This is a genomic window from Sphingomonas leidyi (genome assembly GCF_011761945.1).
GTDB lineage: Bacteria > Pseudomonadota > Alphaproteobacteria > Sphingomonadales > Sphingomonadaceae > Sphingomonas > Sphingomonas leidyi.
Genome location: NZ_JAASQV010000002.1, coordinates 1,134,246 through 1,146,507 on the forward strand (window position 1 = coordinate 1,134,246; position 12,262 = coordinate 1,146,507).

The 12,262-nt window shown below is 69.3% G+C and carries 14 protein-coding genes; 11 read left to right on the plus strand and 3 right to left on the minus strand.

Going from position 1 to position 12,262, the window contains the following annotated elements; translation table 11 throughout:
• Positions 1-38 precede the first annotated feature (38 nt).
• Positions 39-605 (minus strand): HNH endonuclease, encoded by a 567-nt coding sequence (locus FHR20_RS15150; protein WP_086127452.1) that lies wholly within the window; start codon positions 603-605, stop codon positions 39-41.
• A 98-nt stretch (positions 606-703) separates the two neighbouring features.
• Between FHR20_RS15150 and gluQRS the strand changes: the two genes are divergently transcribed.
• The 6 genes from gluQRS to egtD all read left to right on the plus strand — a co-directional run bounded on the left by gluQRS (position 704) and on the right by egtD (position 5,472).
• Positions 704-1,567 carry a tRNA glutamyl-Q(34) synthetase GluQRS gene (gluQRS, locus tag FHR20_RS15155; protein ID WP_167300390.1) on the plus strand — a complete coding sequence of 288 codons (864 nt, stop codon included), beginning with the start codon at positions 704-706 and terminating at the stop codon, positions 1,565-1,567.
• 9 nt (positions 1,568-1,576) lie between these two features.
• On the plus strand, positions 1,577-1,810 hold the full coding sequence (locus FHR20_RS15160) for a twin transmembrane helix small protein (protein WP_086127450.1): 234 nt from the start codon (positions 1,577-1,579) through the stop codon (positions 1,808-1,810).
• A gap of 55 nt (positions 1,811-1,865) precedes the next feature.
• Positions 1,866-2,501: a LysE family translocator gene (locus FHR20_RS15165; RefSeq protein WP_167300391.1), complete on the plus strand. Its 636-nt coding sequence runs from the start codon at positions 1,866-1,868 to the stop codon at positions 2,499-2,501.
• Between the two features lie 65 nt (positions 2,502-2,566).
• Positions 2,567-3,112 carry a cob(I)yrinic acid a,c-diamide adenosyltransferase gene (locus FHR20_RS15170; RefSeq protein ID WP_167300392.1) on the plus strand — a complete coding sequence of 182 codons (546 nt, stop codon included), beginning with the start codon at positions 2,567-2,569 and terminating at the stop codon, positions 3,110-3,112.
• A gap of 52 nt (positions 3,113-3,164) precedes the next feature.
• Positions 3,165-4,439, plus strand: coding sequence for an ergothioneine biosynthesis protein EgtB (gene egtB / locus FHR20_RS15175; protein WP_167300393.1), 1,275 nt, complete (start codon positions 3,165-3,167; stop codon positions 4,437-4,439).
• A 55-nt stretch (positions 4,440-4,494) separates the two neighbouring features.
• The gene (gene egtD / locus FHR20_RS15180) at positions 4,495-5,472 is read left to right on the plus strand and encodes an L-histidine N(alpha)-methyltransferase (protein WP_167300394.1); all 978 of its coding nucleotides are present in this window, start codon (positions 4,495-4,497) and stop codon (positions 5,470-5,472) included.
• A 92-nt stretch (positions 5,473-5,564) separates the two neighbouring features.
• On the opposite strand, the gene FHR20_RS15185 is transcribed toward egtD, so the two are convergent.
• Complete coding sequence (locus FHR20_RS15185; protein WP_167300395.1) at positions 5,565-6,242, minus strand: queuosine precursor transporter; 678 nt, start codon at positions 6,240-6,242, stop codon at positions 5,565-5,567.
• A 239-nt stretch (positions 6,243-6,481) separates the two neighbouring features.
• On the opposite strand from FHR20_RS15185, the gene FHR20_RS15190 reads away from it, so the two are divergent.
• Together FHR20_RS15190 and FHR20_RS15195 are read left to right on the plus strand one after the other, a co-directional pair.
• On the plus strand, positions 6,482-7,777 hold the full coding sequence (locus tag FHR20_RS15190; protein ID WP_208413599.1) for a NupC/NupG family nucleoside CNT transporter: 1,296 nt from the start codon (positions 6,482-6,484) through the stop codon (positions 7,775-7,777).
• A 216-nt stretch (positions 7,778-7,993) separates the two neighbouring features.
• Positions 7,994-8,875: a PilZ domain-containing protein gene (locus FHR20_RS15195; protein WP_167300397.1), complete on the plus strand. Its 882-nt coding sequence runs from the start codon at positions 7,994-7,996 to the stop codon at positions 8,873-8,875.
• Here the strand turns inward: FHR20_RS15195 and FHR20_RS15200 are convergent.
• The gene (locus FHR20_RS15200) at positions 8,872-9,741 is read right to left on the minus strand and encodes a 3-hydroxyacyl-CoA dehydrogenase NAD-binding domain-containing protein (RefSeq protein WP_167300398.1); all 870 of its coding nucleotides are present in this window, start codon (positions 9,739-9,741) and stop codon (positions 8,872-8,874) included. The two genes, FHR20_RS15195 and FHR20_RS15200, sit on opposite strands and share 4 nt — an antisense overlap.
• A gap of 61 nt (positions 9,742-9,802) precedes the next feature.
• Between FHR20_RS15200 and FHR20_RS15205 the strand changes: the two genes are divergently transcribed.
• The 3 genes from FHR20_RS15205 (at position 9,803) to FHR20_RS15215 (ending at position 12,153) form a co-directional block, all read left to right on the plus strand.
• On the plus strand, positions 9,803-10,813 hold the full coding sequence (locus FHR20_RS15205; protein ID WP_167300399.1) for a DUF1176 domain-containing protein: 1,011 nt from the start codon (positions 9,803-9,805) through the stop codon (positions 10,811-10,813).
• Positions 10,814-10,856: 43 nt separating this feature from the next.
• Positions 10,857-11,753, plus strand: coding sequence for an acetylglutamate kinase (gene argB / locus FHR20_RS15210; protein ID WP_167300400.1), 897 nt, complete (start codon positions 10,857-10,859; stop codon positions 11,751-11,753).
• 136 nt (positions 11,754-11,889) lie between these two features.
• Positions 11,890-12,153 (plus strand): hypothetical protein, encoded by a 264-nt coding sequence (locus tag FHR20_RS15215; protein ID WP_167300401.1) that lies wholly within the window; start codon positions 11,890-11,892, stop codon positions 12,151-12,153.
• Positions 12,154-12,262 lie beyond the last annotated feature (109 nt).

Genomic DNA, 12,262 nt, shown 5'->3' on the forward strand with positions numbered 1-12,262 from the left:
TGCTAACGCCCTCGACCCTGTGCGGTCCAGAGCGTGCGTCAGGCCAGCAGCTCCACGTCCCAGTAGAGCCAGTCGCGCCAGGTCTCGTGCAGATAATTGGGGGGGAAGCGCCGGCCATGCTCCTGGAGCTGCCAGCTGGTCGGCCGGATCGGCTGGATGTGGAGGGGCATCGCGGCCTGTTGCGGCGTGCGCCCGCCCTTCTTGAGGTTGCATGGGGCGCAGGCAGTCGCGACATTCTCCCAGGTGGTGCGCCCGCCCTGGGCGCGGGGAATGACATGGTCGAAGGTGAGGTCGCGCTGGGTCCCGCAATATTGGCAGGAGAATTTGTCGCGAAGGAACAGGTTGAAGCGCGTGAAGGCGGGGAATTGCGAAGGTTTCACATATTGTTTGAGCGCGATGACCGAAGGGAGCTTCAGCCTCGCGCTGGGACTTCGCACTTCCCGCTCGTAATAGGAGACGACGTCCACCCGTTCGAGGAACAGCGCCTTGACCGCAGTCTGCCAGGGCCACACGCTCAGCGGGTAATAGCTCAGGGGCGTATAGTCCGCGTTGAGCACAAGGGCGGGGCAGCTGTCCGGATGGCGGATCAGATCGGGATGATACATGCGCTCCCTCGCCCAAACTATGGTGCCCCGCCTCTCGCCGAGAAGCGTGACGCGCTGATGACAGCATATGCCGCGACTCGCGGTCAAGGGCCGGTTTGATGGTTATCCACACGCGATTCGCGCCGAGCCCGACGGGGCGCCTGCATCTGGGCCATGCCTGGTCGGCGATCCAGGCGCACGATCACGCGCGGGCGCATGGCGGCCGCTTCACCCTGCGCATCGAGGATATCGACGGCACCCGCTCGCGGCCCGCGCATGTCGAGGCGATCCTGCGGGACCTCGAATGGCTCGGCCTGGGCTGGGACGGGGCGGTGACCTGGCAGTCCCGGCGCCTGCACCTGTACGAGGCGGCGCTCGGCCGGTTGCGCGGGCAGGGCCTGCTCTATCCCTGTTTCTGCACCCGCGCCGACATCGCCGCCAGCGCATCGGCGCCGCACGGCCCGGAGGGCGCGCTCTATCCCGGCACCTGCCGCGGGCTGGAGGCGCCGGACCTGCGCCGGCCGCATTGCTGGCGGCTGGACATGGCAAGGGCGCTCCAATGCCTCCCCCAGCACGCCGGGGGCGAGACGGAACTGTGCTGGCGCGACGCCCATGCCGGCTGCGTCCGGGCCGATCCCGCCGCCGCCGGCGACGTCGTCCTCGCTCGCAAGGACGCACCCGCCAGCTACCACCTTGCCGTCACCGTCGACGACGCCGCCCAGGGCATCACCGATGTCGTGCGCGGGGTGGATCTGTTCGCGGCCACGCATGTCCACCGCCTGCTCCAGGCGCTGCTCGGCCTGCCGACGCCCGAATATCGCCACCACCCGCTCCTGGCCGGCCCGGACGGCACCCGCCTCGCCAAGCGCCACGGCGCCCCGAGCCTGGAGGCGATGCGGCTGGCGGGCGAGGACGGCCGCGCGCTCGCCGAGCGATTGCGCGCGGGGCAACTGCCGGTTGGCATCGCCGCGACAGGGGCGTAAGCTGGCCGGATGTTCTTCCTCGCCATCCTGCTCGTCGCCGCGATGTTCGCGACCCTGTTCGTCCTCATCAAGGGGCTGGTGAACATGGCAGGCACCACCAGCCAGGACCTGGAGGGGCATGGCGACGGCCCGAGCCCGCGCGCGCTCAAGTCGCAGAAGCTGATGCAGCAACGCATCCTGCTCCAGGCGGTGGCGATCGCGGTGGCGGCGATCATCCTCTTCGTCATGTCGGCCAAGGGCTGACGCGCCGGGGCCCGCGGGCCCCTTCCCAAGACCCCCGATCGCGAAGGTCCGCGCGATGACACTCCAGACCTGGTGGCTTTTCGTCATGGCCGTGTTCCTGCTCTCGGGAACGCCCGGCCCCAACATGCTCCACATCCTCCAGCGCAGCGTCGATTTCGGCGTGCGGCGCACCGTGGCGGCGATGGCGGGCTGCCTGGCCGGGCTGATGACGATCCTCACCGCTTCCGCCGCCGGCCTCACTGCGCTGCTGCTCGCCATCCCCGGCGCGTTCGAAGTGCTGCGCTGGCTCGGCACCGCCTATCTGGTCTGGCTCGGCATCAAGGCCTGGCGCGCCGATCCGACGCCGCTCGATATCGGCGACGACCAGGCGCTCGCCGACAGGCGCCTCACCCCGGCCCAGCTCTTCCGCGGGGGCTTCGCGATCAGCATCTCCAATCCCAAGGCGCTGCTCTTCGCCGCCGCCTTCTTCCCCCAGTTCGTGAGCGCCGCCGCGCCCAAGCCGCCCCAGTTCGCGATCCTAGTGCTCACCTTCGCGGTGGTCGAATGCTTTTGGTACGCCGTCTATGCGCTGGGCGGGCGCGGCCTGGCCCGCCATCTCGCCCGGCCCGCGCTCAAGAAATGGTTCAACCGGCTGACCGGCACGATCTTCATCGGCTTCGGCCTGCTGCTGCTCCGCTCGAAGCACGCCTGAATTCCTTCGCCGGCAAGCCAGGGGAGGAATTGAGAAGCCTCCGCCGCCGGCGTAGACCCGTCCCCATGGTCAAGCTCAACAAGATCTACACGCGCACCGGCGACGACGGCACCACCGGCCTGGTCGACGGCTCGCGCATCTCCAAGGCCGATGCCCGCATGGCGGCGATCGGCGATGTCGACGAGGCGAACTGCGCGATCGGCGTCGCCCGCGCCACGCTTGGCCATCATGCGTTCGGCGGCATGCTGGCCCATATCCAGAACGACCTGTTCGACCTCGGCGCCGATCTCGCCACGCCGGACGAAATCGAAGGCGCGCTGCGCATCACTCCGGCCCAGGTGACCTGGCTCGAGGAGCGGATCGACCATATCAACTCGGCGCTCGCGCCGCTGACCAGCTTCGTGCTTCCCGCCGGGGCGCCGGGCGCGCCCGAGCTCCACCTCGCCCGCGCCGTCACCCGCCGGGCCGAGCGCGCCGCCGTCGCCGCCGGGGCGGCCGGCCTGCCGCTCGCCTATCTCAATCGCCTGTCGGACCTGCTCTTCGTCGCCGCCCGCGCAGTGAACCAAAGCGAGGCGGGCGACGTTCTATGGGTGCCGGGGGCGTCCCGCTGACCTATATTTTCTCCGGTTGACGGGCGGAGGCCTGTTGGATTAGGAGAACATAATGCGAACGGAAACGGGATCGGTGCCGGCTTCCAGCGCCCTGGGCGCGAAGTTCCACCGTACCCGCGCGCTGAGCGAGGCGCTGGTCCGGCCGCTCTCCGATGCCGATGCGACGCTCCAGTCGATGGACGATGCCTCGCCCGCCAAATGGCATCTCGCGCACACCACCTGGTTCTTCGAGACCTTCGTGCTGCGCGATCACCTGCCCGGCTATGCGCTGTTCGACGCGCGCTGGCCCTTCCTGTTCAACAGCTATTACGAGGCGGAGGGCCTGCGGCATGCGCGCCCGCGCCGCGGGATGCTGTCGCGCCCCGCGCTGGACGAGATCCTTGCCTGGCGCGCCCATGTCGACGCCGCGCTTGCCGATGCGCTGCCCGATCTTCCGCCGGCGGCCCAGGCCCTGGCGCTGCTCGGCTGCAATCACGAGGAGCAGCATCAGGAGCTGCTGCTCACCGACATATTGCACCATTTCTCGGTCAATCCGCTCGAGCCGGCCGTCTGGCAGGGCGCGCCCAAGGTGCCGGTGGCGATGCCCGGCCCGATCGGCTGGATCGCAGGGCTGGAGGGCCTGGTCGCGGTCGGAATCGCGCCGACGGAGCGGCCGGACGCTGGCTTCTCCTTCGATTGCGAGGGGCCCCGCCACCAGGCGCTGCTCGCGCCCCACGCCATTGCCGATCGCACCGTCACCAACGGCGAATGGGCCGGGTTCATCGCCGATGGCGGCTATCGCGACTCGCGCCACTGGCTGTCGGACGGCTGGGCCTGGGTGCAGAAGGAAGGCGTGGAGGCGCCGCTCTACTGGCGGCGGGAGGGGGAGGGCTGGACGCGATTCGGGCTCGACGGCCGCCGCCCGGTCGATCCCGCCGCGCCGGTCACCCATGTCAGCTTCTTCGAGGCGGATGCCTATGCCAGCTGGGCCGGCGCGCGCCTGCCCACCGAGTTCGAATGGGAAGCGGCTGCCGCGGCGCACGATCCGGCGGGCGGCAACCAGCTCGACGCCGCCGGCCCGGTCGAGCCGCGCCCCGCGGCGGGCGGCCCGGCCTTTTTCGGCGATGTCTGGGAATGGACGGGCAGCGCCTATCGTCCCTATCCCGGCTTCCGGCCGGCGGCGGGCGCGGTGGGCGAATATAACGGCAAGTTCATGAGCGGCCAGTTCGTGCTGCGCGGATCGTCCTGCGCCACGCCGCGCGGCCATTCGCGCGCCAGCTACCGCAACTTCTTCTACCCCCATCAGCGCTGGCAATTCACCGGCGTGCGCCTGGCGAAGGACCTGTGAGGGGGTTCACGCCTCACTTCCCTCGCTGTCGTCGAAACAGAAAGGCCGGCCAGTCATGTTGAAGCAGGAACTCGAAGACGGCCAGACCAGCCTGGCCGATCCGCATTTCCGCGCCGACGTGCTGAGCGGCCTCGCCGCGCGGCCCCGCGCCATTCCCGCGCGCTGGTTCTACGATCGCCGCGGCTCCGAGCTGTTCGAGGAGATCACTCGGCTCCCCGAATATTATCCGACCCGCACCGAGACGGCGTTGCTGCGCGAGACCGGGCCCGAGCTCGGTGCGCTCGCGGCGCGCGGCGCGGCGGTGGTCGAGTTCGGCTCGGGCTCCTCGGTGAAGACGCCGCTGCTGCTGCGCGCCATCGATCCCGCCGCCTATGTGCCGATCGACATTTCCGGCGATTTCCTCCGCCAGTCCGCCGCCGAGCTGGGCCAGGCCTTTCCGGGCCTGCCGGTCCATCCGGTCGAGGCCAATTTCCTGCGCCCCGTGCCGCTGCCCGAGCAGGTGGCGGGCATGCCCAAGCTCGGCTTCTTCCCGGGCTCGACGATCGGCAACATGCAGGCCTTTCACGCAGTCGACCTGTTGCGCGCGATGCGCGACTGGCTGGGGGAGGGCGCGCGGCTGCTGATCGGGATGGACCGGGTGAAGCCGGCGGACGTGCTCGTCCCCGCCTATGACGATGCCCAGGGGGTCACCGCGGCGTTCAACCGCAACCTGCTTGCGCGGATCAACCGCGAGCTCGGCGGCACGATCCCGGTCGAGGCGTTCCGCCATGTCGCATTGTGGAACGACGATGCCGCGCGGATCGAGATGCATCTGGAGGCGGTGCGCGACGTGGAATTCACTGTCGACGGGCGTGCCTTCGCGATGGCCGCGGGCGAGACGATCCACACCGAGAACAGCCACAAATATGGCCGCAACGGCGCCCGCATGCTGCTGCGCGCGGGCGGCTGGACACCGATCCGCGAATGGACCGATCCCAAGGACTGGTTCGCGCTGATCCTTTGCGAGGCCCAGCCGCTGCGGATGGCGCCATAGGCCGGAGCCCGGCAGCAACCCTTCCGCCACCCGCCTCCGCCTTCGCGGCGATGGCGGGGATATGTCGCGGGTTTGGCTGGGTCCCCAGAGCCTCAGTTCAGCCCGCGCCGCCCGTCGAGCATCCGGCCCAGCGCCACGAACAGGTAGATGGCCGGCGGCACCAGCACCACGCTCAGCACCACCTTGGTCAGCATCTGGCCGACCAGCAGCTCGCCGATCGGGAACACGCCGTAAAAGGCGACGGAGATGAAGATCAGCGTGTCGGCGATCTGGCTCAGCACCGATGCGATCGCCGCCCGCAGCCAGAGCAGGCTCCCGCCACCGCTCTTGAGCGCGGAGAAGATGGTGACGTTCAGGATCTGCGAGATGCCATAGGCGATGATTCCGCCCAGCCAGATGCGCGGCGTGCCGCTCATCATCAGCGCGAAGGCGTGGAGCCGGTCGGGCTCCATGCTCGGCGAGGCGGGAAGGCTGAGGACGAGGATCGACAGGAGGACCGAAGTGACCAGGGGCACGAAGCCCAGCAGCACCAGCCGCCGCGCCGTGTCGGGCCCGTGCAGCTCGGCGACCGCGCTGGAGACCGAGACGAGCAGCAGGAAGGCGAAGATGCCCGCCTCCACCGCGAGCGGGCCCACGCCCACCCAGTTGCCGATCTGCGAGATCGGCCCGAGCGCGACCTGCTTGTTGCCGAGCACGCCGGCGATGCAGACCATGCCGCCATAGAAGATCGAGAGGAAGAAGAGCGAACGCGGGATGCGAATGGTGTCCATGGCCGGACGCTAGCGGGAAATGCCTGCGCCGCAAGCCCCGGCGCCGGGGCCGGGCTGTCAATGCAGGGCGATTGTCGTTCCGATGTCGTCGCCTCGCGGGGGTGGCTCGGCCCATATTCCGCCGACCTTGCCGTCCGGAATGTCCGGTTCTGCGGGGAATGGCGCGGGCGGGCTCTGGCCATGCGGTATCGAGCGTGTATGGTGGGAGGCTTGGGCGTACGCCTTGGGGGAATAAGCAGTTGAATCAGTTTCCGGTCGGCATCTTCGGCGTGATCGCGATCCTCGCCATCGCCTTCCTGCTTTCGTCGAACAAGCGCGCGATCAACCTGCGCATCGTCGGCGCCGCCTTCCTGCTTCAGGCCGGCATCGCGGCGCTGGTGCTGCGCACGAGCTGGGGCCAGGCGGCGCTGCACGGGCTCTCCAACGGCGTCTCCGCGCTGCTGGGCTATGCCGGCGCCGGCACCAGCTTCCTGTTCGGGCCGCTCGCCAAGCCCGAGCTGGGCGGCCAGAGCTTCGCGATCGCCGCGCTGCCGGTGATCATCTTCTTCGCCGCGCTCGTCTCGATCCTCTATCATCTGGGCGTGATGCAGTTCGTGGTCCGCTGGATCGGCGGCGCGATCGAGAAGGTGGTGGGTACCACCAAGGTCGAATCGCTGTGCGCGGCGGCGAACATCTTTGTCGGGCAGAGCGAATCGCCGCTGGTGATCCGCCCCTATCTCGCGCGGCTCACGCCCTCGCAGCTGTTCGCGGTGATGAGCGTCGGCATGGCGGGCGTCGCCGGCACGATCCTCGCCGCCTATGCCAGCCTGCTCGGGCCGACGGCGCTTCCCTATCTGCTGGCGGCGTCGTTCATGGCGGCGCCGGGCGGCCTGCTGATGGCCAAGATCATCATGCCCGATACGCCGGCGAAGGACGGCGAACCGACGCTCGGCGACGCGGCCGAGGACGAGGCGATCCGGATCGCCGAGCACGATATCGAGGAAGAGCGTGCCGCCAACATCATCATGGCTGCGGCGACCGGGGCGTCGACCGGCGTGAAGATTGCCGTGGCGGTGGGGGCGATGGTGCTCGCCTTCGTGGCGCTGGTGGCGCTCGCCAACGGCCTGCTCGCCGGGGCCGGCAACTGGGTCTACGAGCTGAGCGGCCATGCCGCCTGGGCGGAGGTCTTCCGGAACCTCAGCTTCCAGAAGATCATCGGCACGGTCTTCGCGCCGGTCATGTACCTGCTCGGCATCTCCTGGCACGAGGCGACCGCGGCGGGCGGGCTGTTCGGCACCAAGGTCGTGCTCAACGAGTTCGTCGCCTTCATCGATCTGGGCGCGATGACCGATCTTGCCCCACGCACCCGGGCGATCATCACCTTCGCGCTGTGCGGCTTCGCCAATTTCAGCTCGATCGCGATCCAGATGGCGGCGACGGGCAGCCTGGCGCCCAATCAGCGGCCGATGATCGCCAAGCTCGGCATCCGCGCGCTGGTCGCGGGCAGCCTGGCCAATCTGATGGGCGCCGCGCTGGCGGGGCTGCTGCTCCCCTGATCCGGTCCGGCCGCGTTAACTTTTTGGTTACCGGCCGCTCGGTAGAGATCGGGTAAATCCGCGGGAACAACGCTGCGCCGGGGGCGCGCTGGGCCTGCGATAACAACCGACATCGGATGGAGAGCGGGTCGCGCGCCATCGAACGTTCGTGCCGCGTGCTTCGTCGCGGAACGATCGCCGGATGTGCGCTCTCCAGGCATCTTGCGGGAGTGCTGCGTGACCAGTTTGCTTGCTTCGGGCCCGGACGTTCGTCCGCTGCGCATCCTGCGGCGACCTCCGCCCACGCCCGGCGAGGAAGCGCTCGGCCGGGTGGGGCGCTGCCTGCAGATCGCCTTCCCCCAGGCCGATGCCGCCGGCCGGCCGGCTCGCCCGCATTTACCACGGATCGTTGTGCCTTCGAAACGTTACAGACATCTGACGGACGCATGTTCTCCGCGGGTCACCACCATCACGCCGTCGGAGGCAGACATCCGCACCGAAATCTCCTTCCAGCCCGAAGTGCCTGTCATGGAACGTCGAATCGACGATCGCTCGAAAATCTCGGTCTACCGGTCCGCAATGCTGCGCTGGGGCGGCTATGAGGCGCTTTGCCTGATCCGCAACATCTCGCCCGGCGGCCTGATGGGCAAGCTCCACACCAGCCTGCCGCCCGGCGAGCCGGTGACGGTGGAGATCCGTTCGGGCAACGCGATCTCCGGGCGCATCGCCTGGTCGGCGGACGGGATGATCGGCGTGCAGTTCGACGATCGCATCGACGTGCTCGAAGTGCTCCATGCCCCGGTGCATGGCGAGCCGGGGCTCACCCAGCGCATGCCGCGGCTGCGCATCGCCTGTCCGGTAAGCCTGGTGGCCGAGGGCATGCGGGTGAGCGTCACGCTGGTCGACGTGTCGCAGGGCGGCGTGAAGGTCGAAGCCGATTTCCTGCGCGAGGGCGACGCGGTGACGGTGGGCGTCCATGGGCTCGAGCCGCGCCGCGGCGTGGTGCGCTGGGCGCATGACGGCCGGGCGGGGATCGGCTTCCTCGTCGCGATCCCCTTCGACACGCTCGCCAAATGGGCGCTCGACCGCCAGGCGGAGCTGGCCGCGGCCGACGCCTAGCGCGTCGGCACCGGCTCCGGGCCCGTATAGTCGTAGAAGCCGCGCTTGGTCTTGCGGCCGTACCAGCCGGCTTCGACATATTTCACCAGCAGCGGCGCCGGGCGGAACTTGGGGTCGCCCGTGCCCTCGAACAGCACGCGGGTGATCTCGAGGCAGGTGTCGAGCCCGATGAAGTCGGCGAGCGTGAAGGGCCCCATCGGATGGTTGAGGCCGAGCTGGCACGCCGCGTCGATGTCCGGGATCGTCGCAACGCCTTCGCCCAGCGCGAAACAGGCTTCGTTGAGCATCGGCATCAGCACGCGATTGACGATGAAGCCCGGGGCATCGTTGGCATGGACGATGCGCTTGCCGAGCGACTGGCCAAAGGCTTCGACGGCGGCGACGGTGCCGTCCGAGGTCGCCAGGCCGCGGATCAGCTCGATCAGGCCCATCACCGGTACCGGGTTGAAGAAATGCACGCCCATGAACCGGCCGGCGTCGGGCGCGGCCTGGGCGAGGCGGGTGATCGGGATCGACGACGTGTTGCTGGCCAGGATCGCCTGCGGGCCCAGCACCTTGCCGACGGCCTCGAAGATCTGGCGCTTGATCGCCTCCCGCTCGGTCGCGGCCTCGACGACCAGGTCGCAGGGCGCGAAGGCGTCGGTGCCGCCGACGCAGGCGATCCGGCCGAGCGCGGCTTCGGCATCGGCGGCGGCGATCTTCTCCTTCTCCACGGCCCGGGCGAGCTGCCTGGCGATCCCGGCCTTGCCCGCCTCGGCCCGCGCCTGGTCGACGTCCGAGAGCAGCACGGCATAGCCCGCCTGTGCCGAAACCTGCGCGATGCCCGCGCCCATCTGCCCCGCACCGATCACGCCAACCGTCTTCATCTCAGTCTCCTTCGTCGCTCGCTCCTACCGGGAGATTGGCGAATCGGCTAGGCTGCGCGACATGCTGATGCTCGCGCTCCTCGTCGCCCTTGCGGACGATCCGCAACCCGGTGCCCTCAAGCTCTACGGCGACTGGGCCGTGGCCTGCGACAACACCCATCGCTGCGAGATGACTTCGCTCTATCCGCCCGACGGCCCGTCCGATGCGGACGCCGACTATCAGGCCACTGCGTCGCTGACCCGTGCCGCCGGGCCCGAAGGCAGCTTCGCCGTCGAACTCTATCCGGCCAACACCGTGAAGGGCCGCGTCTCGGTGCGCGTCGACGACGTGCCGGTGGCAAGCGTCCCGGCCAATGCGGCGGGCGACACGGTGACGCTGGCCGCGGCGGACTCGGCCCGGCTGGCCGCTGCGATGGCGAACGGCAAGCGGCTCACCCTCACCGACGCTTCGGGCAAGCTCGTCGCCCGCATCTCGCTCGCCGGCTCCTCGGCGGCGCTTCGTCACATCGATGCCGACCAGGGCCGCGCCGGCACCGTCACCGCGGCGGTTGCCAAGGGTGCCAGGGCCGCGAGCGCCGTTCCCGGCGCCCCCGTCCTGCCGCGCATCGCCGCCCTGCGGCCCTCGGGCGCGGCGGCGGCGCTCCCGCCGGCCCTGCGCGCCAGCCTCGAGCAACAGGGCGGCTGCAACGACTGGTATGAAGGTACGGAGAGCAGGCCCGAGACCCAGCTTCATGCCCTGGGCGGCGGCAAGACGCTGGTGCTGATTCCCTGCGGCGCCGGCGCCTATAACTATAACAGCCTGGCCTTCATCCTGTCCGGCGGCAAGGCAGTCGAGGCCGGCTTCGACCTTTCCTCGGGCGAGGGCGAGGGCAATGCGCTGGTCAATGCCGGCTGGGACAAGGGCGTGCTCTCCAGCTACTATAAGGGGCGCGGCGTCGGCGATTGCGGCCTCGGCGCCAGCTATGTGTGGGACGGAACCCGCTTCCGGCTGATCGAGATGCGGATGATGGACGAATGCCGCGGTTCGACCAACTGGCTCACGGTCTGGCGCGCAGAACCCGTGTTCCGCTGAGCGACAAGTTGCGGGGCGGGCTCGCCGGCCCTATGGGCCGCGCATGACCAACGCCCCCGATCCCGCGCTGCTCGCCAAGGCCGAAACGCTCGTCGAGGCGCTGCCCTATCTGCAGCGCTATGCCGGCGCGACCTTCGTGGTGAAATATGGCGGCCACGCGATGGGCGATCCCGAGTTGCAGCGCGACTTCGCCGAGGACGTGGTGCTGCTCAAGGCAGTGGGGATCAACCCGATCGTCGTTCATGGCGGCGGCCCGCAGATCGGCGCGATGCTCAAGCGGCTCGGTGTCGAATCGAACTTTGTCGGCGGGCTCCGGGTGACCGATTCCGAAACCGCGAAGATCGCGGAGATGGTCCTGGCCGGATCGATCAACAAGGAGATCGTCAGCTGGATCGGCGCCGCGGGCGGCCGCGCGGTCGGCATCTCGGGCAAGGATGCCGGGCTCGTCACCGCCGAGAAGGTGACCGGGCGCGAGGCCGATCCGCTCCAGGGCATCGAGCGCCATGTCGACCTGGGCTTTGTGGGCGAGCCGACCGGGGTCAATCCGGCGATCCTGCATTCGCTGGCGGCGCAGGGCTTCATTCCCGTGGTCGCGCCGATCGCGCTGGGCGCGGACGGCCACACCTACAACATCAACGCCGATACCATGGCGGGCGCGATCGCCAGCGCCTGCGGCGCCTCGCGCTTCTTCCTGCTGACCGACGTGGCGGGCGTGCTCGACAAGTCGGGCGAGCTGATGACCGATCTCGATCCGGCGCGGATCGCCGCGCTCAAGGCGGACGGCACGATCAAGGGCGGCATGATCCCCAAGGTCGAGACGTGCGTGAACGCAGTCGAGCAGGGCGTGGATGCCGCGGTGATCCTCGACGGCCGCGTCCCGCACGCGATGCTGCTCGAGATCTTCACCCGGCGCGGCGCCGGCACGCTGGTCCACGCCTGATCCGGCTCGGCGCGCCGGCGATCGGGCCGGGCGCCTGGCCCGAAGCGCAGGTGCTTTCCTTCGCTATCCCTGGCGAAAGCCGGGATGGCGGGGTTGGCCGATTGAGTCGCGACCCCCAGGCCCCGAGGAGGACGAAATGAGCGAGCGCAACCACTTCGAAGACGAAAACAGAGCCCTGGCGCTGAGCGCGCTCACGCTGGTGAAGACGTTGATGAACGCTCTCGAAAGGAAAGGCGTGCTCGATGGCGGCGAGATCGACGCCGTCGTCGAGGAGTCGCTCGTGGCGCTGGAGTATCGGCACCAGGATGCGGCAACCGGCCTTGCGCGCCGGATAGTCGAGGCGATCGCAGTGATGCGCTCCGGCCATCTGCCCGGCCAGCCGCCCAAGGGGCTGGTATAGCGGGAGCGGCTTCCCGCGAAGGAACGCCAACTGCGGTGCGGCAAGCGCGCCGGGGTTGTTGCGGGGCGCCGCATTCCCTAATCTGTGTCGCAAGAGACCTCGGAGAGCG